General features: G+C 71.8%; 21 protein-coding genes and 3 pseudogenes. 18 read left to right on the top strand and 6 right to left on the bottom strand.

All coding sequences use genetic code 11. From position 1 onward, the window contains the following. The 14 genes and pseudogenes from SALMUC_RS31370 to SALMUC_RS25325 form a co-directional block, all read left to right on the top strand. Nucleotides 1-225 (top strand): annotated as a pseudogene (locus SALMUC_RS31370) (urease accessory protein UreD); the annotation flags it as partial. A gap of 3 nt (nucleotides 226-228) precedes the next feature. Continuing rightward, the gene (locus SALMUC_RS25385) at nucleotides 229-531 is read left to right on the top strand and encodes an urease subunit gamma (RefSeq protein ID WP_020042435.1); all 303 of its coding nucleotides are present in this window, start codon (nucleotides 229-231) and stop codon (nucleotides 529-531) included. Between the two features lie 54 nt (nucleotides 532-585). Further along, nucleotides 586-771 carry a hypothetical protein gene (locus SALMUC_RS25380; RefSeq protein ID WP_020042434.1) on the top strand — a complete coding sequence of 62 codons (186 nt, stop codon included), beginning with the start codon at nucleotides 586-588 and terminating at the stop codon, nucleotides 769-771. Then, nucleotides 768-1,073 (top strand): urease subunit beta, encoded by a 306-nt coding sequence (locus tag SALMUC_RS25375; RefSeq protein ID WP_020042433.1) that lies wholly within the window; start codon nucleotides 768-770, stop codon nucleotides 1,071-1,073. Before SALMUC_RS25380 ends, SALMUC_RS25375 begins: the two co-directional genes overlap by 4 nt. Before the next feature lie 37 nt (nucleotides 1,074-1,110). Then, a complete protein-coding gene (locus tag SALMUC_RS25370; protein ID WP_020042432.1) occupies nucleotides 1,111-1,443 on the top strand; it encodes a hypothetical protein in 333 nt (110 codons plus the stop codon). Nucleotides 1,444-1,485: 42 nt separating this feature from the next. Next, nucleotides 1,486-2,283, top strand: coding sequence for a hypothetical protein (locus SALMUC_RS30180; RefSeq protein ID WP_156883650.1), 798 nt, complete (start codon nucleotides 1,486-1,488; stop codon nucleotides 2,281-2,283). Nucleotides 2,284-2,293: 10 nt separating this feature from the next. Then, nucleotides 2,294-2,705: pseudogene (locus SALMUC_RS25360) on the top strand (carboxymuconolactone decarboxylase family protein). A 172-nt stretch (nucleotides 2,706-2,877) separates the two neighbouring features. After that, the gene (locus SALMUC_RS25355; RefSeq protein ID WP_020042428.1) at nucleotides 2,878-3,369 is read left to right on the top strand and encodes a GFA family protein; all 492 of its coding nucleotides are present in this window, start codon (nucleotides 2,878-2,880) and stop codon (nucleotides 3,367-3,369) included. A 74-nt stretch (nucleotides 3,370-3,443) separates the two neighbouring features. Further along, nucleotides 3,444-5,193 (top strand): annotated as a pseudogene (ureC, locus tag SALMUC_RS25350) (urease subunit alpha). A 314-nt stretch (nucleotides 5,194-5,507) separates the two neighbouring features. Continuing rightward, the gene (locus tag SALMUC_RS25345) at nucleotides 5,508-5,726 is read left to right on the top strand and encodes a DUF1127 domain-containing protein (protein ID WP_020042426.1); all 219 of its coding nucleotides are present in this window, start codon (nucleotides 5,508-5,510) and stop codon (nucleotides 5,724-5,726) included. A 119-nt stretch (nucleotides 5,727-5,845) separates the two neighbouring features. Beyond that, nucleotides 5,846-6,391 (top strand): urease accessory protein UreE, encoded by a 546-nt coding sequence (ureE, locus tag SALMUC_RS25340; RefSeq protein WP_020042425.1) that lies wholly within the window; start codon nucleotides 5,846-5,848, stop codon nucleotides 6,389-6,391. Further along, nucleotides 6,330-7,016, top strand: coding sequence for an urease accessory protein UreF (locus SALMUC_RS25335; RefSeq protein ID WP_245584745.1), 687 nt, complete (start codon nucleotides 6,330-6,332; stop codon nucleotides 7,014-7,016). Before ureE ends, SALMUC_RS25335 begins: the two co-directional genes overlap by 62 nt. 11 nt (nucleotides 7,017-7,027) lie before the next feature. Beyond that, nucleotides 7,028-7,660 (top strand): urease accessory protein UreG, encoded by a 633-nt coding sequence (ureG, locus tag SALMUC_RS25330; protein WP_020042423.1) that lies wholly within the window; start codon nucleotides 7,028-7,030, stop codon nucleotides 7,658-7,660. Then, nucleotides 7,661-8,626 carry a ketopantoate reductase family protein gene (locus tag SALMUC_RS25325; RefSeq protein WP_020042422.1) on the top strand — a complete coding sequence of 322 codons (966 nt, stop codon included), beginning with the start codon at nucleotides 7,661-7,663 and terminating at the stop codon, nucleotides 8,624-8,626. Nucleotides 8,627-8,736: 110 nt separating this feature from the next. On the opposite strand, the gene SALMUC_RS25320 is transcribed toward SALMUC_RS25325, so the two are convergent. Both SALMUC_RS25320 and SALMUC_RS25315 read right to left on the bottom strand, forming a co-directional pair. Beyond that, nucleotides 8,737-13,536, bottom strand: a complete 4,800-nt coding sequence (locus SALMUC_RS25320; RefSeq protein ID WP_020042421.1) for a translocation/assembly module TamB domain-containing protein — start codon at nucleotides 13,534-13,536, stop codon at nucleotides 8,737-8,739. Next, nucleotides 13,533-15,326: an autotransporter assembly complex protein TamA gene (locus SALMUC_RS25315; protein ID WP_020042420.1), complete on the bottom strand. Its 1,794-nt coding sequence runs from the start codon at nucleotides 15,324-15,326 to the stop codon at nucleotides 13,533-13,535. Before SALMUC_RS25315 ends, SALMUC_RS25320 begins: the two co-directional genes overlap by 4 nt. Nucleotides 15,327-15,594: 268 nt before the next feature. Between SALMUC_RS25315 and glpK the strand changes: the two genes are divergently transcribed. From glpK to SALMUC_RS25295, 4 genes are all read left to right on the top strand, one after another. Next, on the top strand, nucleotides 15,595-17,082 hold the full coding sequence (gene glpK / locus SALMUC_RS25310) for a glycerol kinase GlpK (RefSeq protein ID WP_020042419.1): 1,488 nt from the start codon (nucleotides 15,595-15,597) through the stop codon (nucleotides 17,080-17,082). A gap of 14 nt (nucleotides 17,083-17,096) precedes the next feature. Then, a complete protein-coding gene (locus SALMUC_RS25305) occupies nucleotides 17,097-18,029 on the top strand; it encodes an NAD-dependent epimerase/dehydratase family protein (protein ID WP_037372936.1) in 933 nt (310 codons plus the stop codon). A 66-nt stretch (nucleotides 18,030-18,095) separates the two neighbouring features. Beyond that, complete coding sequence (locus SALMUC_RS25300) at nucleotides 18,096-18,563, top strand: hypothetical protein (protein WP_020042417.1); 468 nt, start codon at nucleotides 18,096-18,098, stop codon at nucleotides 18,561-18,563. Next, the gene (locus SALMUC_RS25295; RefSeq protein WP_020042416.1) at nucleotides 18,557-21,064 is read left to right on the top strand and encodes a rhamnan synthesis F family protein; all 2,508 of its coding nucleotides are present in this window, start codon (nucleotides 18,557-18,559) and stop codon (nucleotides 21,062-21,064) included. Before SALMUC_RS25300 ends, SALMUC_RS25295 begins: the two co-directional genes overlap by 7 nt. A gap of 5 nt (nucleotides 21,065-21,069) precedes the next feature. On the opposite strand, the gene SALMUC_RS25290 is transcribed toward SALMUC_RS25295, so the two are convergent. The 4 genes from SALMUC_RS25290 to SALMUC_RS25275 are packed head-to-tail and all read right to left on the bottom strand — an operon-like array spanning nucleotide 21,070 to nucleotide 24,395. Further along, entirely contained in the window at nucleotides 21,070-21,756 is a 687-nt protein-coding gene (locus SALMUC_RS25290; RefSeq protein WP_020042415.1) for an ABC transporter ATP-binding protein, read from the bottom strand. After that, nucleotides 21,753-22,502, bottom strand: coding sequence for an ABC transporter ATP-binding protein (locus SALMUC_RS25285; RefSeq protein WP_020042414.1), 750 nt, complete (start codon nucleotides 22,500-22,502; stop codon nucleotides 21,753-21,755). Before SALMUC_RS25285 ends, SALMUC_RS25290 begins: the two co-directional genes overlap by 4 nt. Beyond that, on the bottom strand, nucleotides 22,495-23,478 hold the full coding sequence (locus tag SALMUC_RS25280; RefSeq protein WP_020042413.1) for a branched-chain amino acid ABC transporter permease: 984 nt from the start codon (nucleotides 23,476-23,478) through the stop codon (nucleotides 22,495-22,497). The genes SALMUC_RS25285 and SALMUC_RS25280 overlap by 8 nt, the downstream gene beginning before the upstream one ends. Next, nucleotides 23,475-24,395: a branched-chain amino acid ABC transporter permease gene (locus tag SALMUC_RS25275; protein ID WP_020042412.1), complete on the bottom strand. Its 921-nt coding sequence runs from the start codon at nucleotides 24,393-24,395 to the stop codon at nucleotides 23,475-23,477. The genes SALMUC_RS25280 and SALMUC_RS25275 overlap by 4 nt, the downstream gene beginning before the upstream one ends. Nucleotides 24,396-24,420 lie beyond the last annotated feature (25 nt).

The raw sequence follows: 24,420 nt of genomic DNA, 5'->3' as shown, positions 1-24,420 counted from the left end.
GGCGCGGGCGCCGTGGCCACCGTGGTGCATGCCGCGCCAGGCGCGGGCGCCCGTCGCGACGCGCTGCGCGACATGCTGCCCGAGACGGCCGGCGTCTCGGCGCTGGACGACGATCTTGTCGTCGCGCGCATTCTTTCCGTTGATTCTTTCGTTCTGCGCGGCCACCTTGTTGCTGTACTGCAGCATCTGAGCGGTGCCGCGCTCCCACGTCCCTGGATGATCTGACACATGCAACTGACCCCCCGCGAAAAGGACAAACTGATGATCGCCATGGCCGCCGAGGTCGCGCGCAAGCGCCTCGCCCGTGGCGTGAGGCTGAACTACCCCGAGGCGGTGGCGCTGATCACCGACGCGGTGGTCGAGGGCGCCCGCGACGGGCGGCCGGTGTCCGAGATGATGCAGGCGGGCGCCGAGGTCGTGACCGCCGACCAGTGCATGGAAGGCGTGCCCGAGATGATTTCGGAAGTGCAGGTCGAGGCGACCTTTCCCGACGGCACCAAGCTGGTGACCGTGCACAACCCGATCCGCTGACGACCCGATCCGCTGCCGACCAAGACAGCCGACGACCTGACAGGAGCCAATCCCATGAAACACCTCGTTGCCCTTTCCGCCGCGCTCGCGGCCACCGCAGGCCCCGCGCTGGCGCACCCGGGCGCCCACGTGCACCCGCACGATGGCGCGCAGTGGCTGGCCGTGGCGGGCGCGCTGGCGGTGATGGCGCTGGCCGGCGGGCTGGCGCTGGCCCGGGCGCGCGGGGACAAGCGCAAATGATCCCCGGCGAGATCATCCCGGCGGCGGGCGAGATCACGCTCAACAGCGATCGCGAGCCGATCACGCTGATGGTGGCCAATACCGGCGACCGGCCGGTGCAGGTGGGCTCGCACTACCATTTCGCCGAGACGAACCCGGCGCTGGATTTCGACCGCGCGGCGGCGCGGGGCATGCGGCTGGACATCGCGGCGGGCACGGCGGTGCGCTTCGAGCCCGGCCAGCGCCGCGAGGTGCCGCTGATCCCGCTTGCCGGGGCGCGCAAGGTCTACGGCTTCAACCAGGCCGTGATGGGGGACCTGTGAGGCGCGCGGCGCCTGCAGGGCATATGAGTGGAGACGAGTGATCCCGGTCGATGACATTGACGGGTGGCGCACCAACGCCTTCGAGTTCGGTGCCCTGCTCACGGAAGCGCAGAGCGTGGTGACCTACCGCGTGCTCGGGATGGCCGGCCTCTGGCCGGTGCCGGACACCGAGATGATGCGCATGACGGTTGAAAAGGCGCCCGCCTTCTTCGACGGATGGTGGAGCGCCGCGCTGGCGATGACCCGGGGCGAGCCCGCCCATGCCGTCGTCGGCGCCTTCACCGCGCCGCTCGCCCGGGCGGCGCAGAGCAATCGCCGGCGGCTGGAACGCCGCGGGCCTGGCACGATGCCCGGTGTGGATGCCGACTGACGGCACGCCGGGCCAGACAGGAGGATCTACAGGATGATTCCGATGACACCGATGCATTTCACCGTTGCCGCGATGCGGATGGGCACCGAGTTCTGGGGCGCGCAGACGCGCTTTGCCCGCGTGCTCTTCGACGCGAGCGTCCAGCAGCAGCAGGCCTTCTGGGGCATGGCGCGCCCGACGATGCCCATGGGCATCTGCGGCCCCGGCGCGACCCCGGCGGCGAAGGCGGCCCCTGCGGCGGCACCGGCACCGGCGAAACCAGCCGCGACGCCCGCGACCAAGCCGGCGGCGAAGGCGAAGGCGCCGGCCTCGGGCACGGCCAAGAGCACGACGACGGCCAAGAGCACGACGGCTGCCAAGAGTTCGACCACGACCGCCAAGACCGCGACGAGCACGGCGAAGCCCGCGACGACGGCCAAGGCCTCCTCGGGGACGACGGCCAAGTCGGGCGCGGCGAAACCCGCCGCCAAGGCGCCGGCCAAGTCGGCGACCACGCGTGCGACCACGCGTGCGTCCTCGGGCGCGAAGACGGGCAGTGCAAAAAGCACGACCACGGCAAAGAGCACGACCACGGCAGAGAGCGCGACCACGGCCGGGACGAGCGCCCCGAAGGCAGAGAGCCCGGCGAGCGCCGCGCCCAAGACCGAGGCGCCCAAGACCGAGACGTCCAAGGCCGAGGCCCCCAAGCCCGCCGCGCCGAAGACCGAAGCGCCCAAGGCCGAGATGCCCAAGCCCGCCGCACCGCAGGCCGGCACCGAGAGCGCCGAGTCCGCGAAACCCGCGACGGCCTCGAGCGAGACCGCCCGGAAGACGACCGGCGGTTCCGGCAGCTCGAACTGAGCGCGGCGTCATGGCAACACGGCGATCGCTGAGCGACGACGAGCTGTCCCCGCTGGCGCGCGAGGTCTTCGACGACACTCCGCGCCACGCGGGGCACCGACTACGTCAACAACTTCTGGCGCGCGCTGGCGCATGACCCGGAGACGCTGCGGCTGACCTGGGACCGGCTGAAGAAGGTGATGGGCCCGGGCGCGCTGGATCCGCTGACCAAGGAGATGCTCTACATCGCGGTCTCGGCGGCCAACGGGTGCGAATACTGCTGTCATTCGCACACCGCCGCGGCGCGGGGGAAGGGCATGTCCGATGAGATGCACAACGAGCTTCTGTCGGTGATCGGCATGGCGATGCAGACCAACGGCATGGTCTCGGCGCTGCAGGTCGAGGTCGACGACGCCTTCCGCGTCGAAGACCGGGAGGCATGAGCGCGGCCGCGACATCGTCCCGCGGTTGCGGCTTCGACGGGCAGGGGACCGGCTGCGCATGGCCCGGCGCAGGGCGGCTTCTTGAAATCGGCGCCGCGACGCGCTCAGCATGCGTGATGCGGGGAACCGGGATCATCTGCGCCGCGCCGGCGGCCTATTGCGAGGGATTGCCATGCCGATGACGCTCGAGGGGTCCTGCCGCTGCGGGGCGGTGGCGTTCACCGTCCAGAGCCACACCCCGGTGCCATACCAGCGGTGCTATTGCTCGATCTGCCGCAAGACGGCGGGCGGCGGCGGCTATGCGATCAACCTCGGCGCGCTGGCCGACACGCTGACCGTCAGCGGCTGGGACTGGGTCGAGGTCTACCGGGCGAAGATCCACCGCAGCGGGGCCTGCGAGGTCTCGACCGGAGAGCGGCATTATTGCAAGGGCTGCGCCACGGCGCTCTGGCTCTACGATCCCTCGTGGCCCGAGCTGCTGCATCCCTTCGCCAGCGCCATCGACACCGATCTGCCCGAGGCGCCCGAGCGCGTGCACCTGATGCTGGCGGGCAAGCCCGCGTGGGTGCCCCTGCCCGAGGGCCCGGGCGAGGTGCATTTCGACGAATATCCCGAGCTGTCGCTGGACGACTGGCACAGGACGCACGGATTATGGGTGGCGTGACGCGCGCCGCGATGCGCGCCGCCGCCCGCCAACAGACGCGGCCCGGGCCGCCGAGAGAGGACTGAGAGACCACCATGCCTGCAACGATTTCCCGCGCCGATTACGCCGCCATGTTCGGGCCCACCAAGGGCGACAAGGTGCGGCTTGCCGATACCGACCTCGTGATCGAGGTCGAGCGTGACCTGACCGCCGAGGCCGTGGGCCAGGCCGCCGGGGGCAATGCGCCGGTCTACGGCGAGGAGGTGAAGTTCGGCGGCGGCAAGGTGATCCGCGACGGCATGGGCCAGAGCCAGGCGACCCGCGCGGACGGGGCCATGGACACGGTCATCACCAACGCGCTGATCGTGGATGCCACCGGCATCTACAAGGCGGACGTGGGCCTCAAGGACGGGCGCATCGCCAGGATCGGCAAGGCGGGCAACCCCGACCACCCAGCCGGGCGTCGACATCATCGTGGGCCCGGGGACCGAGGTCATCGCGGGCGAGGGCAAGATCCTGACCGCCGGGGGCTTTGACAGCCACATCCACTTCATCTGCCCGCAGCAGATCGAGGATGCGCTGCATTCCGGGCTGACCACCATGCTGGGCGGCGGCACCGGCCCCGCGACGGGCACCATGGCCACGACCTGCACGCCGGGGCCCTGGCACCTGGGGCGGATGCTGCAGGCCGCGGATGCCTTTCCGATGAACCTCGCCTTCGCGGGCAAGGGCAACGCCTCGCTGCCCGGTGCGCTGGTCGAGCAGGTGCAGGGCGGGGCCTGCGCGCTGAAGCTGCACGAGGACTGGGGCACGACGCCCGGCTCGATCGACTGCTGCCTGAGCGTGGCCGACGACTTGGACGTGCAGGTGATGATCCACACCGACACGCTGAACGAGAGCGGCTTTGTCGAGCATACCATCAAGGCCATGAAGGGCCGCACGATCCACGCCTTCCACACCGAGGGCGCGGGCGGCGGGCATGCGCCCGACATCATCCGCGTCTGCGGCGAGGAATACGTTCTGCCCTCGTCCACCAACCCCACGCGCCCCTTCACGGTGAACACGCTGGAAGAGCACCTCGACATGCTCATGGTGTGCCACCACCTCGACAAGTCGATCCCCGAGGACGTGGCCTTTGCCGAGAGCCGCATCCGGCGCGAGACCATCGCGGCCGAGGACATCCTGCACGACATGGGCGCCTTCTCGATCATCGCGAGCGACAGCCAGGCCATGGGCCGGGTGGGCGAGGTCATCATCCGCACCTGGCAGACCGCCGACAAGATGAAGAAGCAGCGCGGGGCGCTGGCGGAGGAGACCGGCGACAACGACAACATGCGCGTGCGCCGCTACATCGCGAAATACACCATCAACCCGGCCATCGCCCACGGCATCAACCGCGAGATCGGCTCGATCGAGGAGGGCAAGCGCGCCGACCTCGTGCTCTGGAGCCCGGCCTTCTTCGGGGTGAAGCCGGACATGGTGATGATGTCGGGCACCATCGTCTGCGCCCAGATGGGCGATCCCAATGCCTCGATCCCCACGCCGCAGCCGGTCTACACGCGGCCGATGTGGGGCGCCTACGGCCGCTCGGTCGAGCATTCGGCGGTGACCTTCGTGTCGGAGGCGGCGCAGTCCTCGGGCATCCGCGAGCGGCTGGGGCTGGCCAAGCAGACCGTGGCGGTGACCAACACGCGCGGGATCGGCAAGAAAGACCTCGTGCTGAACGACGCCTGCCCGAAGATCGAGGTGAATCCCGAGACCTACGAGGTCCGCGCCGATGGCGAACTGCTGACCTGCGAGCCCGCCGCCGAGTTGCCCATGGCGCAACGCTACTTCCTCTACTGAGGGCCAAACGGGCCATGCAGGGGGCGGTTTGCGCCCGGTGCATGGCAGCCGCCCGCCTCGAGGGCCCCGGCAGTGCCGGGGCCCTGTTCGTTCGGGGGTCCGGAAAAGTAATTGAGACTTAAACGTTTTTTTCGGGTCGGAGCCTGTGCGGGGTGCCTCGGGCTTCGGCAATTGTTCAAAAAATGAACAATCCACCTATGCGCCGGATGCGCGACGACTTTGCAGATGCAGCATTTGTGGTCCTGCCCCCCCACCCCTAGATTGATCGGCAAGGGAGGGGACCCGAAACGAACACCTGTAAGGGGCCCAGATCAATGGCATTTCTGACCGCAACCGACCGTCACCACTCCGAACCGCTGCTGTCGCGCATCCTGTCCGGCATCGGCAACGCAATCGTCGCCGTTGGCGAAGCGAACCCGCGCCTGCGCCGCGTCGAGAAGCTGCAGCGCATGAGCGACGCGCAACTGGCCGAGCGTGGCATCCGTCGCGAAGACATCGTGCGCCACGTGTTCCACGACGTCTACTACCTCTGAGACCGGCCCCGCGCCGCGTCCCATGACACGACCTGCGAGGCCGCGGGCCCGGACGATCCCGGGCCGCGGCCTTGATCTTTTCCGGCTCCTGCGGTGATCTGGGTAAAAACGGAGCCAGCATGAGTCATCTTCCCCACGCGCACGAGATCGCCCGCAAGGGCCAGTGGCAGGACGCCGCGGAGCGCGTCGTCCTGAGCTACGAGGACCGCTTCCTGCGCCGCAAGGTGCTGCGGTCGGAGGCGGGGACGGAGTTTCTCGTCGATCTCGCGCATACCGAGAGCCTGGACCACGGCGATGCCTTCCGCCTCGCCGAGGGCGGCCTGGTCGAGGTCGTGGCCGCCGCCGAGCCGCTGCTGGCGGTGACCGGCGCCGACCTGCCGCGCATCGCCTGGCACATCGGCAACCGCCACACGCCCTGCCAGATCGAGGGCACGCGCCTGCTGATCCAGCGCGACCACGTGATCCGCGACATGCTGGAGCGCATCGGCGCGGCGGTCGCCGAGGTCGAGGAGCCCTTCACGCCCGAGGGCGGGGCCTATGGCCATGGCCGGACGCACGGGCACGACCACGGCCACGTGCACCATCACGCCAGCAGCCACGATCATGACCACGACGATGCCTCGGCGCACGCCGGGCAGCATCATCACGACCGCGATGACCTCTGATCCGCAGCTCGTCCTGCACCAGCTCTTTTCGCCCGCCTTCCCGGTGGGCGCCTTCGCCTGGTCGCACGGGCTGGAGACCGCGGTGCAGGAGGAGCGCGTGACGACGGCCGCGCAGCTGCAGGACTGGCTGACCGACGCGCTGGAGCATGGCGCGGGCTGGTCGGACGCGGTTCTGCTCTCCGAGGCCGCGCGGGGCGGCGATGTCGCCGCGCTGGCGGAGCTGGCGCTGGCGATGGCGCCCTCGGCCGAGCGGCGGCGCGAGGCGCAGGAGCAGGGGACGGCGCTGGCGGCGACGGTGTCCGCCGTCTGGGGCGTGACGGTGCAGCCGGCACCCTACCCGGTGGCCGTGGGGCAGGCCGTGGCGGCGCTGGAGCTGCCGCTGGTGCCGGCGCTGCGGCTGTTCCTGCAGGCCTTCGCGTCGAACCTCGCGGGGGCGGGCGTGCGGCTGATCCCGCTGGGCCAGACCGACGGCCAGCGGGTGGTGAGCGCGCTGGCGCCGCTCTGCGCCGCGCTGGCCGAGCGGGCCGAGGTGGCGGGCCTGGACGAGATCGGGGGCTTCGCGCCCGCGATCGACATCGCCAGCCAACGCCACGACATGCTGTATTCGAGACTGTTCAGATCCTGACGGAGGCTTTCATGACATCCCCCAACGGCCCGCTGCGCGTGGGCATCGGCGGCCCGGTCGGCGCGGGCAAGACCACCCTGACGGCGGCGCTGGCCATGGCGCTGCGCGACCGGCTCTCCATGGCGGTGGTCACCAACGACATCTACACCAGCGAGGACGCCGAGGAGCTGATGCGCCGGCAGGTGCTGCCGCTCGAGCGCATCCGCGGGGTCGAGACCGGCGGCTGCCCGCACACGGCGATCCGCGAGGACGCCTCGATCAACCTCGCCGCCATCGCCGAGCTGAACGAGAGTTTTCCCGACCTCGACCTCGTGCTGATCGAGAGCGGGGGCGACAACCTCTCGGCCACCTTCTCGCCCGAGCTGGCGGACGTGACGATCTACGTGATCGACGTGGCCGCGGGCGAGGAGATCCCGCGCAAGGGCGGGCCGGCGATCACCAAGTCGGACATCCTGGTCATCAACAAGACCGACCTCGCGCCCTACGTGGGCGCCTCGCTGGAGGTGATGGAGCGGGACGCCACGAAGATGCGGGCCGGGCGGCCGCATGTCTTTGCCTCGCTGCGGCAGGGCGGGGGCGTCGACGAGGTCATCGACCTGCTGACCCGCATCGGGGGCCTGCCGCTGGCGCAGGCGGCCGAGTAGATGCGGGTCGTCGTCCAGGGCGTGGGCGCCATCGGCGGCACGGTGGCCGCCGCGCTGGCGCTGAAGGGCCACGAGGTGCTGGGCATCGCGCGCGGCGCGCAACTCGAGACGATCCGCGAGCGGGGGCTGACGCTGCGCAGCCCGGGGGGCGTGCAGGTGGCGGAGTTTCCCTGCGTCGCCGACCCCTCGGAGGTGGACTGGCGCCCGGACGACGCGGTGCTGCTGTGCATGAAGACGCAGCACACGGCGGCGGCGCTGGATCAGCTGGTAGCCGCCGGGGTGCAGGACCAGCCCGTGTTCTGCGTGCAGAACGGGGTCGAGAACGAGCGCCTCGCGCTGCGGCGCTTTGCCAACGTGCACGGGGTGACGGTGATCCTGCCGGCGGAATACCTCTCGCCCGGCGAGGTGGCGGCCTTTGGCGCGCCCTGTCACGGGATCTTCGACATCGGGCGCTATCCCGGCGGCTCGGACGCGGCGGACGAGACGCTGGCGGGTCTGCTGACCGATGCGGGCGTGCAGAGCTTCGTGATGGAGGACGTCATGGCGAGCAAGCACGGCAAGCTGCTGATGAACCTCGGCAACATCGTGGGCGCGGCGCTGGGCGAGGCCGAGCGTGCGGACATCGTCGCGGCGCTCACGGAAGAGGGCGAGGCGGTGCTGCGCGCCTGCGGCATCCCCTATGCGGCGGTGGACCTGAGCGATCCGCGCCGCGAGCAATACATGCAGACGCAGCCCGTCGAGGGCGCGGCACGCGTGGGCTCGTCCACGGCGCAGAGCCTCGTGCGCGGGGCGGGGTCGGTCGAGACCGACTACCTCAACGGCGAGATCGTGCTGCTGGGACGGCAGGCCGGCGTGCCGGTGCCGCGCAACGCCTGGGCCATGCGGCTGGCGGCGCGGATGCTGCGCGAGGGGCTGGCCCCCGGCGCGGTCACCCGGCAGGAGGCGCTGGACGCCCTCGGCATGTGACCGGCCGGGCCTGACCGCCCAAGGCAAACCATATGATGCGACCGGTCCGTGAGGCGGCGCCCGAGTCCCTGCGAGGGACTCGGGCGCCGCCGCGCGTGGCCGTGCCGGGCTCAGTAGTCGCGCTCGAAGAAGATGCCGATCGAGGTGTTGCCGGTGGATTCCACGCTGCCTCGCGCCGTGATGTCGGAGGTGACGTTGAGGTTCAGGTTCACCTCGGTCTCGCCCTCCGAGTTCACCTCGACGTCGGTGTAGAGGTTCTCGTTGATATACTTGCCCACGCGCAGACCGGCGTTGCCGTCCTCGTCGGTGGTCACGTCGAGGTCGTCGACACCGAAGCCGAGGCGCAGGTTCTCGATGATCCCGGTGCCGCCGCGCCCGGCCAGCGTGTTGACCGCCGCCGCGATGCGCAGCGCCTGCAGGGCCGAGAGCTCGGAGATGTCGCGGCCGAAGAGCAGCAGCGCCAGCACCTCGTCCTCGGGGCGGTTGGGGCTGGAGCTGAAGGAGACATCGGGCGAGGTGGCCTCGCCCTCGATCCCGATGGTGATGTCGACGCCGTCGCGTTCCGTGGTGGCGGTGACGTTGATGGTCGGGATGAAGGTGCCGTCCTGCAGGGTCAGGATGGCCTCGTCCAGCGTCAGCCGCTGGCCGAGGATGTCGAGCCGGCCGCGGATGAGCTCGAACCGGCCCTGCGGCACGATGTTGGTGCTGGAGCCCGTGAGGGTCAGCTGGCCGCCGAGTTCCGCGTCGAGGCCCCGGCCGCGCACGAAGATGCGGTTCGGCGCGTCGATGGTCAGGTCGAGCGGCAGCGAGTAGGTCGGTCCGCTGCGCGCGCTTTCCTGCTGCACGAGGCCCGCGCGTTCGCGGGTGACATGCACCGGCCCGGGTTCGTTGATGTGCGTGAGCGTGAAGCTGCGGCTGCCGGGGCCCATGCCGGTCTCGGGGACGCGGATCTCGGCGTTGACGATGCCGATGCGGCCGGCGACGCGCGGCCCGGTCAGGAGCGGCCCTTCGACGGTGATGTCGGCGTCGGCCTCGGCCTGGTAGAGGCGGCGGTCCTCGAAGATGAGGTTGCGGCCCCGGACCTGCAGCGCGGCGGGGTAGGGCGCGTCGAGCCCGACGGTGCCCTCGACCCGCAGCCGGCCGCCGCTGGCGAGGTTGCCGGTCACCACGGGCCGGACCTGTCCGCCGCCGAGTTCGGCGTCGATCGCGAGGTCAGTGATGGTGAGCGCGGGGCCGGGCAACACTGCCTGGCCGTTGGCGACGCGCACGGTTCCCGAAAGCGACGAGGGCGCGAGCGGCCCGTCGAGGCGCAGGTTCAGCTGGGCCGTGCCCTCGAAGAGGTTGGGCTCGGCAAAGCGGTTGATGAGCGCGAGCGGCACGTTGCCGTTGAGCCCGAGGTTGGCGCTGCCGAAGTCGCGGGCGACGCTGCCGTCGGCGTTGAGCGTGATGCCCGCCGGGCCGGTGGCCGAGGTGTCGACCTGCCAGGGCCCGTCGCCGGAGAACGAGAGCGTGCCCTGCGCCGTGGCGCGGCCGGGGAACTGCGGCACGACCACGCCGAGGTCGCGCAGCGCCACGTCGTAGCGGACCGAGCCCTGCGCGGGGCCGATGTCGCCGGTGGCGGTGGCCGTGATCTCGGGCGTCTCGGCGTTCAGCCGTTCGATGGTGATCGCGCCCTCGGCGTCGCGCGCGGCGGTGACCTGCACGGTGCCGGTGCCCGCGAGCAGGCGGTCGGCGGTGGGGATGCCCAGCGCGAGGTTGCGGGTCGTCAGCCGGCCGTCCACGTCGAAGCTGCCGTCGGGCAGGGCGTAGGCGGCGGTGCCGTCGAAGGAGACGCCGCCCGAGAGCGGGCGTCCGACGAGCGGGGCATAGGCCGAGAGCGACTCGGCTCCGGCCTGCCCGGTGAAGCGGATGAGGCCGATGTCGGCATAGCCCTCGCCCAGCTTCTCGGCGCTGACGCGGCCGCTGGCGTCGGTGCCGCCGGGGCCGGAGGCGGTGAAGTCGAGCAGCAGCGCGTCGGCGGTTTCCTCGAGCGTGCCGTCGAGGGCGAGCGCGCCGGACAGGCCGCTGCGGATGCGCGAAAGCTCGGGCAGGCGCAGGGTGAAGGTGCCGTTGCTGGCGCCGTCGGTGATGCGGCCCTCGGCGTCGAGGGTGATGGCCGGGCCCTCGGCGTTGAGGGTGCGCAGCACGATGCCGCTCTCGTTCCGTTCGGCGTCGACCTGCATGACCGTGCGGCCGGCGAGCAGGCCGTCGACCTCGGGGATGCCGGCGCGGATGTCCTGCGTCACCAGATCGCCCGCGGCGCTGAAGTGGCCGGTGTCCAGCTCGTAGCGTGCGGCGCCGTCGAAGTCCGCGCCGCCGCCCAGCTCGCGCTGGAGGAGCGGGGCATAGGCCGCGAGGTTCGCGACCGCTGCGCGGCCGTCGAAGGCCAGGGCGGCGACGCCGCCCTCGGATTTCTCGGCCTGCACGACGCCGTCGGCCTCGGTGCTGCCGGGGCCGGAGGCGGTGAAGTCGACGACATAGGCCTCGGCGGTTTCCTCGAGCGTGCCGTCGAGGGCGAGCGCGCCGGACAGGCCGTCGCGGATGCGCGACAGCTCGGGCAGGCGCAGGGTGAAGGTGCCGGTGCTGGCGCCTTCGACGATGCGGCCCTCGGCGTCGAGGTCGATGGCCGGGCCCTGGGCGCGCAGGGTGCGCAGGACGATGCCATCGGCGTCGCGGTCGACGGCGACGGTCATCTCGGTGCGGCCGGCGAGCAGGCCGTCGACCTCGGGGATGCCGACGCGCACGTCGAGGGTGGCGAGGTCGCCCTCGGCGCTGAAGGCGCCGCCGTCGAGGGCGTAGCGCGCCTGGCCGTCGAAGGTGGCGCTGCCGCCCAGCTCGCGCCCGGCGATGGCGGAGTAGACCGAGAGGTCGTCGGCGGCGGCCTGGCCGTCGAAGCCGACGGCGGCGATGCCGCTCTCGGATTTCTCGGCGGTCACGGTGCCCTGCGCGTCGGTGCCGCCCGGGGCGCTGGCGGTGAAGTCGAGGCTGTAGGCCTCGGGGGTTTCCGACAGGTCGCCCTGGATGGTGGCGGCGCCCGAGAGCGAGGGGTCGATGAGCGACAGGTCGCTGAGCTCGGCCTCGAGGGTGCCGGTGCTGCCGTCGGTCTGCAGGCGGGCGAAGGCGTCGAGGTTCAGGTGGTCGCCGTTCAGCACGAGTTCGCGCAGGACGGTGCCCTCCTCGTCGCGGGCGACGGCGGCGTCGAGGCTGACGATGCCCGCGAGGAGCGGGTCGAGCTGTTCGATGCCCGAGGCGAGGTCGACGGTGCGGCCGTTCAGCGTCAGGTCGAAGCGCCCGGCGAGGGGTTCGACGCGGCCGGCGAGGGCCACGTCGGCGGCGCCCTCGAGCTGCTGGCCGGCGAGGCCGGAGAAGCGCGAGATGTCGTCGGCGTCGAGGCGCAGGTCGGGCTCGATCGCGGGATCCTCGCCCGCGGTGAGGCCGGAGAAGACCACGTCGCCCACGAGTTGCAGGCCGGCGCCCTGCAGGTCGATATCGGCGAGGGTCAGCGGCTCGTCCGGCTGCCAGTCGAAATCGAGCCGTCCCTGCATCGCGGGGCCGGTGGCCCGCGCCAGCGCCGCGTCGGCGAACTGCAGGCCTTCGAGGTCGAGGGTCAGCGCGCCGCGCACCGCGCCGGGCAGGCTTTCGCCCGCGCTGCGGGTGATCGTGCCGCGGCCGGCGATGCGGGCCTCGGCGAGCGACATCTCGGACCGGTCGAGGCCCTGGGCCACCACGTCGAGGGTGAAGCTGTCGCCCTGCGACCGGTCGTAGTCGAGCGCGAGCGTGGCGCCGTCCAGCAGCGTCGCATCCTCGGTGAAGGCAAGGCGCACCGGCTCGCCGTCCTCGGAGGCGATGCGGCCGTCGAGCTGCAGCACCTCGGGCCAGCGGTCGGCGCCGATGCGGGCGGAGCCCTCGAGCTGGAGCTGGGCGGTGGTGAGCGCGAGGGTGTCGAGGTCGATGGCGCCGTCGGCCCCCAGCAGGCCGCTGACCTGCAGCGCCTGCTCGGCGCCCATGAAGGCGCGCTGCTCCTCGGGGAGGAGCGGGCGCAGGTCGCCGGTGACGTCGGCGGCGAAGGCCTGCCCGCCGTCCTCCTGCCCGCGCAGGGTGATCTGGCCCTCGACGTGCTCGGCGTCGTCGATCACCAGCGCGAGGTCGGCGGTGAAGTCGTCGACCGGACCCTCGCCCTGCAGCGTGAGCGAGAGCGGCGGCGCATCGGGCAGGTTCATCTTCCTGGTGATGATGCCGCCCGCGCCTTCCTCGACCGAGAGGTCGAGCGCGAGCTGCCCGGTGTCGTTGGCGTAGCTGCCCGCGAGGGTGATGTCGCCCTGCGTGCCGTCGATGCGGGTGACCTGCAGCGTGGCGTCGCCCTCGCCGCCGGCCAGCTCGGCGCTGCCCTGGAGCTGCAGGGCCAGCGGCTCGCCGATGAGCGAGGCGCCGAGTTCGACGCGGTCGATGCCAAGCTCGCCGACGTTGACGGAGACGGGAAGCTCGGGGAGCGAGAAGCCGCCGCTGGCCTCGGGGGCCGGGGCCTCGGGCGAGGCGATGGGCGCGCGGGCGATCTCGAGACGCTCGGCGGTGAGTTCGTTCACTTCGAGCGCGCCGCGCAGCAGGGCCGTGCGGGTCCACTCGAGCGTCGCGTTCTCGAGCGTGAGCCAGACGCCCTGGTCGTCCGAGATGGTCATGCGGTCGAGCGTGGCCTCGGAGGACAGCAGGCCGCGGAAGCCCGAGATCTGCACATTGCGGCCCGCGCCCGAGAGCGCGCCCTCGATCAGCCGCTCGAGCCGGCCGCCGCCGTCATCCTCGGCGTCCTGCGCGGGGGCCGCGACGGGGAGCGTGAGACAGAAGAGGAGCGGGAGAAGTCGCAGAGTCCGGGTCAAAATGCCTGCCCTATGCCGAGGTAGATCTGCACGCCGTCGCCGGTTTCGCCGCTGGTGGGCGCGGCGACGTCGAAGCGGATGGGCCCGAGGCCCGTCTGGTAGCGCACGCCGAGGCCCGCGCCGGAATGCCATTCGCCGTCCTGGCCGGGCGTGGCGGTCTCGCCCACGAAGCCCGCGTCGGCGAAGGCAACGACGCCGAAGTTCTCGCCGAAGTCCTGCCGCACCTCGGCCGAGAGGCCGACGAAGCTGCGGCCGCCGGATTCGTCGCCGTTGCCCAGATCGACGTTGAGCGACTGGTAGGGCTGGCCGCGCACGGTGCCCGCGCCGCCGGAGTAGAACAGGAACGAGGGCTGCGTGTCCGAGATATCGGGGCCGACGAGAGAGCCGACCTGAAGACGGGCGGCGAGCACGGTGCGATCCTCTTCGCCCAGCCCGTAGTAGCCGCGCAGGTCGCCGTAGAGCCGCGCGCCGGTGCCGCTGCCGCCGAACTCGTAGAAGGGTTCGGCCTCGGCCCCGACATAGAAGCCGTTGCGCGGGTCGAGCTCGTTGTCGCGGCGGTCGTAGGTGACCTCGCCGGGGAAGAGGATCATCTCGAAGGTGCGGGTGCCGAAGTCGTCGCGCACCTGGGCGAAGGCGAGACCGGCGCCGATGTCGGCGCTGAGATACTCGTTGAAGCGCCGGGTGAGACCGGCGCCAAGCGCGATGGTCTCGAGCTCGTAGGTCGGTTCCTGCAGATAGGCCAGTTCGCCCTCGAAGTAGGCGTCGGTGTCGGGGCCTATGGCGCCGGGCACCTCGAGCCGCGCCCTGACTTCGCCGTCGGCTTCGCCCTGCTGGCCGGTGATGCCAGAAATCTCGCCGTCGATGCGGAAGCGTTCGGCGCCGCCCAGCAGGTTGCGGTGCAGCCAGAAGGCGCTGAGCGTCAGCCCGTCGAGCGAGGAGAGCTCGGCGCCGAAGCCGAAGCGGCGCGGCTCGGCGTCCTGCACGCGCAGCTCGATGTCGAGCGTGCCGTCGGGGTTGGGCTCTTCGGCCTCGGTCAGGCGCACGGTCGAGAAGGCGCCGGTGCTGGTCAGGCGGTCCGAGACGAGCTGCATCTCGTCGGGATCGAAAACCTCGCCGGTGGGCAGGCCCGCGATGCGGCGCAGCGCGGCGGTGCGCACGTAGCTGTCGGTGACGGTCACCAGACGGCCGAAACGCAGCCGGTCGCCGGGCGCGAGGTCGATGTCGGCATCGATGCGCGAGGTGGCGTGGTTGGCGGTGACGCGCTCGCGCGCGATCCCGGCCTTGGCGTGGCCGATGGCGCGCCAGCCGTCGATGCCCGCCTGCGCCGCGTCGGTGATGAGCGCCGAGCGCGCGGTCTGGCCGGTCGCGAAGCCTTCGGGCAGCTCGGTCTCGGGGGTGACGGGGGCGACGCTGGCCTCGCCGAACTTGAACTTGGGGCCCTGCTGCACGGTGACCGAGACCTGCCCGACGGTGTCGGGCACCGAGAGCAGCGGGATGTCCGATGCCTCGCGCCCGTCGATGCGGATCGAGATCGTGCCGCCGTAGTAACCGCTGGCGTAGAGCGTCTCGAGCAGGATGCCGTAGTCCGAGAGCGCGGCGGCCAGCACGTCCTGTCCGGAGATGCGCTCGTCGTTCTCGGCCTCGGCCAGGGCCGAGTTGGTCTTGATCTCCGAGCGCAGATCCTCGTCCATGCCGGGAGTGTCGAAATCGAGTGCGTCGAAGGCGGCGGCCGGAAGGGCCGCGAGGCTCAGGGTGGCCGCGAGGGCCAGGTCGAATCGCCGGAGCAGCACGGGCGGTCCTTTCCGTTTTGACGTCACGCTAGGTTAACGAAGCGGTAGCTTTGCGGCCAGAGTCATCGGGCACATCTTGTGGCGATGCAATGAAATCCGCGTGTCATCGCGGCCCCCGCGACACGGTTCGGCGGGCGGCGCCGGGGCGCATGGTGTCATGTTACCGTGACACCTGACCGTGTCCCGGGCGGCGGGTCGCGTCCCGAGCGGCATGGACATGCCCGCCGCATGCCTTACCCTGAGACCCAGGCCACGTAAGGGAGGACTGATGCGTTACATTCTCGCCATCGACCAGGGCACCACCTCGAGCCGGGCGATCCTGTTCGACGACCGGATGACCGTCGCGGCCTCGGCGCAGGAGGAGTTCGAGCAGCACTTCCCCGACTCGGGCTGGGTCGAGCACGACTGCGGCGACCTGTGGTCGAGCACCGCCGCCACCTGCCGCGCCGCCATGGAAAAGGCGGGCATCCACGGCTCCGACATCGCGGGCATCGGCATCACCAACCAGCGCGAGACCACGCTGATCTGGGACCGCGAGACCGGCAAGCCGATCCACAACGCCATCGTCTGGCAGGACCGGCGCACCTCGGAGATGTGCCAGGAGTTGCGCGAGGCGGGCCATGAAGAGGCGGTGACGGCCAAGACGGGGCTGCTGCTGGACCCCTATTTCTCGGCCACAAAGGTGAAGTGGCTGCTCGACAACGTCGAAGGCGCGCGCGAGCGGGCCGAGCGCGGGGAGCTGGCCTTCGGTACGGTCGACACCTGGCTGATCTGGAAGCTGACCGACGGCAAGCGCCACGTCACCGACGCCACCAACGCGGCGCGCACGATGCTCTACGACATCCGCGAGGGGCGCTGGTCCTCGACCATGTGCGAGATGCTGGGCATCCCGATGTCGATGCTGCCCGAGGTGCTGGACTGCGCCGACGATTTCGGCATGGCGCGGGCGGACCTCTTCGGGGCCGAGATCCCGATCCTGGGCGTCGCGGGCGACCAGCAGGCGGCGACGCTGGGGCAGGCCTGCTTCCGGCCGGGGATGCTGAAAAGCACTTACGGCACGGGCTGCTTTGCGCTGCTCAACACCGGGACCGAGCCGGTGCGCTCGAAGAACCGGCTGCTGACGACCATCGCCTACCGGCTGGACGGCGAGACGACCTACGCGCTCGAAGGCTCGATCTTCATCGCCGGGGCGGTGGTGCAGTGGCTGCGCGACGGCATGCAGGTGATCCGCGCCGCGCCCGAGACGCAGCCGCTGGCCGAGCGCGCGGACCCGGCGCAGAACGTGATCCTCGTGCCGGCCTTCACCGGGCTGGGCGCGCCCTACTGGAACGCCGAGTGCCGGGGCGCGGTCTATGGCCTGACGCGCAACTCGGGGCCGGCGGAGTTCGCCAAGGCGGCGCTCGAGAGCGTGGGCTACCAGACGCGCGACCTGCTGGAGGCGATGCAGGCCGACTGGCAGGAGGGCGGCGAGGCGCAGACCCTGCGCGTCGACGGCGGCATGAGCGCGAGCGACTGGGCGATGCAGTTCCTGGCCGACATCATCGGCGCGCCGGTGGACCGGCCCGAGGTGGTCGAGACCACGGCGATGGGCGCGGCCTGGCTTGCCGGATACCGCGCCGGGCTCTATCCCGACCGCGCGGGCTTTGCCGAGGGCTGGGCGCTGGAGCGGCGCTTCGAGCCCGGCATGGGCGAGAGCGACCGCGAGGAGAAATACGCCGCGTGGAAGCGCGCGGTGTCGGCGACGCTCTCGGTCTGAGCGCGGGAGAGAGCATGGTGCAACCGACATACGTGACCGGCAGTTCCGGCGTCCTGGGCTTCGAGATCCTGCGCCACCTGTCGGCGCAGGGCGCGGGGCCGGTGACCGGCGTGGCCCGGCGGCCCCTGCCCGAGACGGGCGAGGGGCTGCTGCAGATCACAACGCCCGAGGTGCTGCATCCGGCCTGGCTCGAGGGCAAGGACGCCACGGTGATCCACTGCGCGGGGCTGTCGGACGCGCGGGCCTCCTTCGGGTCCATCGCGGAGCTGACGCAGCGCATGGTGCTGCCGCAGGTCACGATGGTCGAGGCGCTGCTGGCGCGCGGCTGGCGGGGGCATTTCGTCTACCTGTCCTCGGCCGCCGTCTACGGCGATGCCGAGGTGCTGCCGATCCCCGAGACCCAGCAGCCCGCGCCGCGCGGCTTCTACGCGCTGCACAAGCTGGCCGTGGAGGAGGCGCTGGCCTTTCTCGCCGCGCACCACGGTTTTCCGCTGACGATCCTGCGCATCGCCAATCCCTATGGCACGAGCCTGCCGCGCCGCGAGCGCGGGGTGCTGCGGCTGCTGCTGGCGGCGGCGGAGGCCGGCAGCGGCTTTACCGTCTACGGCAGCGGCGAGGGGCTGCGGGACTACCTGCACATCTCGGATTTCCTCTCGGCCGTGCGGCGGGTGCGCGAGCGTCCGCCCGAGAGGGCCGAGGGCTGGGTGCGCCGGCTGAACCTTGGCAGCGGGCAGGGCACCTCGCTCAACGAGCTGATCGCGCGGGTCGAGGCGGCGACGGGGCGCGAGATCGCCACGCGGCGCGAGCCCTCGACGCTCGAGGTCGGCTCGAACGTGCTGGACATCGCGCGGGCGCAGGCGGCGCTCGACTGGACGCCTTCGGTGCCGCTGGACGAGGGCGTGGCGCGCATGGCCGAGGATTTCGCGCGACAGGCCGAGCCGGGCTGACGCCGCGCCTTGTGCGCGGGCGCGGGGGCCGTTAGCCATTTTCCGAAAGGGAGGGACCGGCAGGCGATGCTCATCACGCTCGACAGCGACTGGCAGGGCCCGGCTTGGCCGGGGCCGCATTGCCTCGTGCTGCAACCGGGGCAGGCGGTGCCCGGCGGCGAGGGCCTGCGGCTGTTCCGCTTTCTCGAGGAGACGCGCAGCCCGCTGCGGGTGATCCGCGAGGTCGTGCTGCGCGCGGCGCGGTTCCGGCAGCTGGGCGACGGGGCGTTCCTGTTCGCCGCCGACGCGGTTCCGCCCGAGGAACTGGCCGCGCTGCTGGAGCGCTGCGAGGACGCGCCGCATACCGCCGAGATGACGCAAGACGATGCGGGGCAGATCGCCCGGCTGGTGCTGGGCGCGGACGTGCTGGGCAACCCGCTGTTCCTGCCCTTCTTCCGCAATCTCGCCGAGGCCGAGAAGCAGGACGCGGAGGCGGTCTTCGAGCAGCTGCGCTTTCACCTCGTGCCCTGGGACGAGGAGGAGGCGGGATGGTGACCACGCCCGATGCCCTGTGGCGCGAGCACATCGCCGGCACGCCGCTGGCGCAGGAGCGCCCGGATTTCCGTTTTTCGCCCGCCGCTTACCGGCGCCGGGCGGGCGCCGCGCTGCACGAGGGGCAGGACCCGCGGACGCATTACGACGAGAGCGGGCGCGCGGCGGGCCTGCCGCCCAACGACTACCGGCGGCTGGCAGCGCAGGTGCCCGACCTCGACCGCTGCCTTGCCGAGCTGGTCGCGGACCACGAGCTGGGCGAGATGATCGCGCGGGGCGAGCCCGAGGCCTGCGAGCTGCTCTGCGAGCTGATCCTGCTGGGCGATCCGGTCGATGCCCGCGTCTCGGGCTTTTCCGAGAGCTATTACCGCGCCTGTCATCCGGGCCTGCCCGAGGGGGCGGTGCCCTTCGTCCACTGGCTGCAGCACGGGCGGCGCGAGGGCCGGCGCATCCTGCGCGACCTGCGCGAGGGCCAGCAGCCCGGCGGGCGCGAGCGGCGGCCGGGCCGGGCGCTGTGCATGGTGGCTCTGCCCGACCTGTCGGGGCCGGGGCTGGCGCTGGTGCAGGAGGCCGCGGCGGGGCAGGACGTGCTGGTGCTGGCGCTGGCGGACGGAGAGAGGCGCGAGGCCTTCGCGGCGGAGGCCATCGAGCTGATCGTCGCGCCCGAGCCGCTGCGGGATCTCGATTTCCTCGAGAGCGAGGGGCTGGGCGGGCTCGACCTCGCGGTGCTGGGAGCGGTCGAGAGCCTGCCCGCCGCGCGGTATCTCGTGCGCGAGGGGGTGCCCCATGCCACCTGCGTCGGGGCCTTTCCCGAGACTGTGCAGCCCGCGCACCGGGCGCATTTCACGGCGCTTTTCTCCGACCTCACGGTCTTTCCCTCCGAGGCGCTGCGCGCGGAATGGGCGCCGATGCTGGAGGACCTGGGCGTCGATGTGGCGCGCGACACCTGCGTGGTGGCGCCGCGCGTCCTGGCGCAGGGCGGCGTGGCCGCCGAGGCGCTGGGTGCCGCGCGGGCGCGGCTTTCGCGGCTGACGGGCGCGGACTGCGAGGGGCGGCGCGTCGTGCTGGGCGCGGGACCCGTGGGCTGGGCGGCGGGCACGGACCTGTTCGTGCTGACCGCGCAGGCGGCGGCTCGGCGCGGTCAGGATACGCTCTTCGTCTGGCTGGGCGACGGGGCGAACCACGAGGACGCGGCGTTCGGCGTCTTCCTCGAGCGGCAGCTGAGATCGGCGGGCGGCAACGTCTGCGTTCTGCCGAACGGGGAGCATGACGCCGACGTGCTGCGCGCGGCGGACGCGGTCTTTGTTCCAGCGCGGATGGAGCCCTGGCCGGAGGTCGTCTTCGACGCGGCCGAGGCGGGCTGCCCGGTGGTGGTCTTCGCGGGCGCGACGGGGCTGGACGAGACCGCCGAGGGGCTGGTGCGGATCGACTGGGGCGATCTCGGGGCGGCCTGCGACGCGCTGTTGGCGCTGCCCCGCAAGGCGCCGGCCGGGGAGGCGCCCGAGGCAGTGCCGCGCCCGCGCGTCTTCCGCGCGATCCGCGAGCGGCTGGAGCGGCGGCTGGCGGCGCAGGAGCGCTTCGTGATCGGGGGCGGCGATTACGACGTGCCGGTGATGATGCCCCCGGGGCCCGGCGCGGGCGCGGCGCGGGCAGCGGAGCGCGAGAAACTCTGGACGCTGGGCCGGCGGGCCGTCTGGCAATCGCGGGCCGAAGCGGAGGCGGCGATCGCGGGCTCGGAGAACTGGGTGCACGGGGCGATGGCGGTCGAGCGTTTCGCCTGGGCCGAGGCGATGCCGCCGGCGCTTTCGGTGCACATGCATGCGCATCACCTTCAGGACCTTGGCGGCGACCTGCTGTATTACCGCGCGCTGCGCGAGGCGCGGCGGATCGTGGTGACGACCGACTCCGAGGCCAAGCGCGCCGCCGTCGCGCATATCGCGGGCGAGGCCGGTGTCGCGGTCGAAGTGGTGGTGATGCCCAACGTCGGGCGCGACGTGCTGCCCTTCCTGCGGCTCTTCGAGCGGGGCATCGCGGGGGCCGACGAGACATGGTGCCACCTGCACCAGAAGCGGTCCGAGGGCACCTCGCCCGCCGGGGCGATCTGGAAGCGCTTCCTGATGACCATCCTGGTGGGCGACGACCGGCGGCTGTCCTCGGGGCTGGAGCGGATCATGGCGCCGGAGACGGGGCTGGTCGCGCCCTTCGATCCCTACCGTCCCGGCTGGGGCACCGCGCGGCGCGTGCTGCCCGGGCTGGCGGGCGGCCTGCCGGAGCCGCTGCCGGAAGACCCGCTGCTCTTCCCGGTGGGCAACATGTTCCATGTCTCGGGCCGCGTGGCCGAGCGCATGCTTGCGCTCGCGGGGCCGGAGCCGGCCTGGCCGACCGAGCCGCTGCCGCGTCACGGCACGATCTATCACGCGATGGAACGGCTCTGGCCTGCGGTGACCGCGGCCGAGGGGCTGTCGGCGCTCTTCCTCGACTGGCCGGGACAGCAGCGCAGCTGAGGCGCTCAGACGCCGACGTAACGCTCGGCGATCTCGGGCGTGAGGGACGCCATGTCGCCGGTCCAGACGCTGCGCCCGCGTTCGAGCATCACGGCGCGGTCGCAGACGGCGCGCAGCTCGGAGAGCGACTTGTCGATGACGAGGATCGCCATGGCGGTCTCGGTCCTGAGGCGTGCGATGGCGGCCCAGATCTCCTGCCGGACAATGGGGGCGAGGCCCTCGGTCGCCTCGTCGAGGATGAGCAGGCGCGGGTTGGTCATCAGCGCGCGGCCGATGGCCAGCATCTGCTGCTCGCCGCCCGAGAGCGAGGCGGCGACCTGTCCCTCGCGTTCGCCCAGCCGCGGGAAGAGCGCCGTCACGCGGGCCATGTCCCAGGGGCCGGGGCGGGCGGCGGCGACGAGGTTCTCGCGCACGGTCAGGTCGCGGAAGCAGCGCCGCCCCTCGGGCACCAGCCCGACGCCCAGCCGCGCGACGCGGTGGCTGGGCAGGCGCGCGAGGTCGCGGCCGTCGAAGCGGATCGTGCCGCCCGCCGGGATCATGCGGCAGATCGCCTTGACCGTGGTGCTCTTGCCCATGCCGTTGCGGCCCATGAGCGCCAGCACCTCGCTTTCCGCCAGCGCCAGGTCGACGCCGAAGAGCGCCTGGCTCGCGCCGTAGCGGGCGGTGACGTCGTGCAGCTCGAGCAGGCTCATGCCGGGTCCCCGAGGTAGGCCTCGCGCACGGCGGGGCTGTTGCGGATCGTCTCGACGGAGCCGGTCTCGATCACGCGGCCGTAGACCAGCACGCTGATGCGGTCGGCGAGGGCGAAGACCGCGTCCATGTCGTGTTCCACCAGCAGGATCGGCGCCTCGGCGCGCAGCCCGTCGAGCACGCCGGTCAGCTGCTTCGATCCCTCGGCGCCGAGGCCTGCCATGGGTTCGTCCATGACGAAGGCGCGGGGGCGCAGGGTGAGCGCGACGGCCACCTCGAGCTGACGGCGCTGGCCGTGGCTGAGCTCGGCGGTGCGGGTGCGGGCGTGGTCGGCCAGACCGACGCGGGCGAGCGCGGCCTCGGCCCGCTCGCGCAGGGCGCGGTCCTTCAGCGCCGGGCGGAGGAAGCGCCAGACCCGGCCCGAGGCGCCGAGCGCGCCCAGCAGGACGTTCTGCAGCACCGTGTCCTCCATCGCCAGCGCCGAGATCTGGAAGGTCCGGGCGAGGCCCATGCGGGCGCGGGCGGGCGTGGCGAGGCCGGTCACGTCCTGCCCGCCGAAGATGACCTGTCCCGCGTCGGGGGCGAGCCCGCCGCAGATCTGCGCGATGAGCGTCGACTTGCCCGCGCCGTTGGGGCCGATGACGGCGTGGATCTCGCCCGGGCGCAGGTCGATCGAGATGTCGTCGCTGGCGGTGAGCGCGCCGAAGGCCTTGGTGATGCCGCGGGTTGCGAGGATGGGCTCAGTCATGGCCGCCCCCGCGTCCCGCGACCAGCCCCACGATCCCGCCCCGCGCGAAAAGCACGATGCCCAGCAGGATGAGCCCGAGGAAGATGTGCCAGAACTCGGTGATCCCGCCAAGCAGGTGTTCCAGAGTGACGTAGACCACCGCGCCTGCCACCGGGCCGAAGAGCCGTCCGACGCCGCCGAGGATGACCAGCACCATGATCTCGCCCGACATCTGCCAGCTGAGCATGGCGGGGCTCACGAAGCGGTTGAGGTCGGCGAAGAGCGCGCCCGCGAGCCCGGTGATCGCGCCCGAGATGACGAAAGCCACCAGCCGGAGCCGCGTCGGGTCGAGCCCCACTGCCGCGACTCGCGCCGGCACCTGCCGCGCGGCGCCGAGCGCGAGGCCGAAGGGCGATTTCGCCAGCCGGTCGAAGAGCCAGAGCGCCGCGCAGAGCAGCACGAGGCAGAGCCCGTAGAAGGGCAGGGGCGCCAGCGTGTTCAGCCCCGGAAAGCCGTTGCGAACGTAGATCGATAGCCCGTCCTCGCCGCCGTAGGCCGCCCAGCTGATGGTGAAGAAGAAGAACATCTGCCCGAAGGCCAGCGTGATCATGATGAAGTAGACGCCCGAGGTGCGCAGCGAGAGCGCGCCGATCACCAGCGCCGCGAGTCCCGAGGCGAGGATCGCCACCAGCCAGATCACCGGCATCGACTTGGTGCCCTCGATCAGGATGGGCCACTCGGCGAGCGGCGCGTAGCTCTGGGCGTGGCTGGCCAGGATGCCCATGGCATACCCGCCGATGCCGAAGAAGGCCGCGTGGCCGAGGCTCACCAGCCCGCCCAGCCCCAGCGCGATGTTGAGGCCCACGGCGGCCAGCGCGAGGATCACCGCGCGGGTGGCGAGCGTGATGGTGAAGGGTTCGTCCGCCGCCTGCGCGGCCAGCGGCACGAGCACGAGGCCCGCCAGCAGCAGGGCGTTGAAGAGGCGCTCGCGGGTCATGCGCGCGCTCCGAAGAGGCCCGTGGGGCGCCAGATCAGCACCGCACCCATGAGGATGTAGATCGACATCGAGGCCAGCGAGGCCCCGGCCGAGGTGGCCGCGGCGGGCGCCATGACCAGCTTGAAAAGCTCGGGCAGGAAGATGCCGCCCAGCGTGTCGGTGAGCCCGACCAGCAGCGCGCCCACCAGCGCGCCCCGGATCGAGCCGATGCCGCCGATGACGATGACCACGAAGGCCAGGATCAGCACCGGCTCGCCCATGCCGACCTGCACCGACTGGATCGCGCCCACCAGCGCGCCCGCAAGCCCCGCGAGCGCGGCGCCGAGGGCGAAGACCAGCGTGTAGAGCTTCGAGATGTCGACGCCGAGGGCGGCGATCATCTCGCGGTCGTTCTCGCCGGCGCGGATGCGGATGCCGAGGCGCGTGCGTCCGATGAGCAGGCCAAGCAGCGCCGCGACCGCGAGCCCCGCGCCTATCAGCACCAGCCGGTAGAGCGGGTACTGGATGCCGCCCGGCAGCGTCACGGGCCCGGCCAGGGCATCGGGGATGTCGAGGAAGAGCGGGAAGGAGCCGAAGAGCCAGCGCGTGCCTTCCGAGAAGATCAGGATCAGCGCGAAGGTGGCGAGCACCTGGTCGAGGTGGTCCTTGTCGTAGAGCCTGCGTATCACCGCCAGCTCGACCAGCGCGCCGGCGAGCGCCGCCGCCGCCATGGCCGCGACGAGCGCCATCAGGAACGAGCCGGTGGCCGCCGCCACGCCCGCCGCTGCGAAGGCCCCCACCATGTAGAGCGAGCCATGCGCGAGGTTGATGAGGCCCATGACGCCGAAGATCAGCGTGAGCCCGGCGGCCATGAGAAACAGCATGACGCCGAACTGGAGCCCGTTCAGCACCTGCTCGATGATCAGGATGGGGGACATCGCGAACCTGTTGCGCGCGGCCTCC

The organism is Salipiger mucosus DSM 16094 (assembly GCF_000442255.1).
Taxonomy (GTDB): Bacteria; Pseudomonadota; Alphaproteobacteria; order Rhodobacterales; family Rhodobacteraceae; genus Salipiger; species Salipiger mucosus.
The sequence above is the reverse complement of the archived record's forward strand: the minus strand, read 5'-3'. Positions and strand labels throughout refer to the sequence as shown.

What these genes read in the sequence shown, in the direction of transcription:
- SALMUC_RS25375 (WP_020042433.1), top strand. Translation starts at nt 768, where the DNA reads ATGATCCCCGGCGAGATCATCCCGGCGGCGGGCGAGATCACGCTCAAC.
- SALMUC_RS25380 (WP_020042434.1), top strand. Translation starts at nt 586, where the DNA reads ATGAAACACCTCGTTGCCCTTTCCGCCGCGCTCGCGGCCACCGCAGGC.
- SALMUC_RS25345 (WP_020042426.1), top strand. Translation starts at nt 5,508, where the DNA reads ATGGCATTTCTGACCGCAACCGACCGTCACCACTCCGAACCGCTGCTG.
- SALMUC_RS25385 (WP_020042435.1), top strand. Translation starts at nt 229, where the DNA reads ATGCAACTGACCCCCCGCGAAAAGGACAAACTGATGATCGCCATGGCC.
- SALMUC_RS25280 (WP_020042413.1), bottom strand. Translation starts at nt 23,478, where the DNA reads ATGACCCGCGAGCGCCTCTTCAACGCCCTGCTGCTGGCGGGCCTCGTG.
- ureE (WP_020042425.1), top strand. Translation starts at nt 5,846, where the DNA reads ATGAGTCATCTTCCCCACGCGCACGAGATCGCCCGCAAGGGCCAGTGG.
- ureG (WP_020042423.1), top strand. Translation starts at nt 7,028, where the DNA reads ATGACATCCCCCAACGGCCCGCTGCGCGTGGGCATCGGCGGCCCGGTC.
- SALMUC_RS25290 (WP_020042415.1), bottom strand. Translation starts at nt 21,756, where the DNA reads ATGAGCCTGCTCGAGCTGCACGACGTCACCGCCCGCTACGGCGCGAGC.
- SALMUC_RS25300 (WP_020042417.1), top strand. Translation starts at nt 18,096, where the DNA reads ATGCTCATCACGCTCGACAGCGACTGGCAGGGCCCGGCTTGGCCGGGG.
- SALMUC_RS25275 (WP_020042412.1), bottom strand. Translation starts at nt 24,395, where the DNA reads ATGTCCCCCATCCTGATCATCGAGCAGGTGCTGAACGGGCTCCAGTTC.
- SALMUC_RS25355 (WP_020042428.1), top strand. Translation starts at nt 2,878, where the DNA reads ATGCCGATGACGCTCGAGGGGTCCTGCCGCTGCGGGGCGGTGGCGTTC.
- SALMUC_RS25335 (WP_245584745.1), top strand. Translation starts at nt 6,330, where the DNA reads ATGACCACGACGATGCCTCGGCGCACGCCGGGCAGCATCATCACGACC.
- SALMUC_RS25285 (WP_020042414.1), bottom strand. Translation starts at nt 22,502, where the DNA reads ATGACTGAGCCCATCCTCGCAACCCGCGGCATCACCAAGGCCTTCGGC.
- SALMUC_RS25295 (WP_020042416.1), top strand. Translation starts at nt 18,557, where the DNA reads ATGGTGACCACGCCCGATGCCCTGTGGCGCGAGCACATCGCCGGCACG.
- SALMUC_RS30180 (WP_156883650.1), top strand. Translation starts at nt 1,486, where the DNA reads ATGACACCGATGCATTTCACCGTTGCCGCGATGCGGATGGGCACCGAG.
- SALMUC_RS25305 (WP_037372936.1), top strand. Translation starts at nt 17,097, where the DNA reads ATGGTGCAACCGACATACGTGACCGGCAGTTCCGGCGTCCTGGGCTTC.
- SALMUC_RS25325 (WP_020042422.1), top strand. Translation starts at nt 7,661, where the DNA reads ATGCGGGTCGTCGTCCAGGGCGTGGGCGCCATCGGCGGCACGGTGGCC.
- glpK (WP_020042419.1), top strand. Translation starts at nt 15,595, where the DNA reads ATGCGTTACATTCTCGCCATCGACCAGGGCACCACCTCGAGCCGGGCG.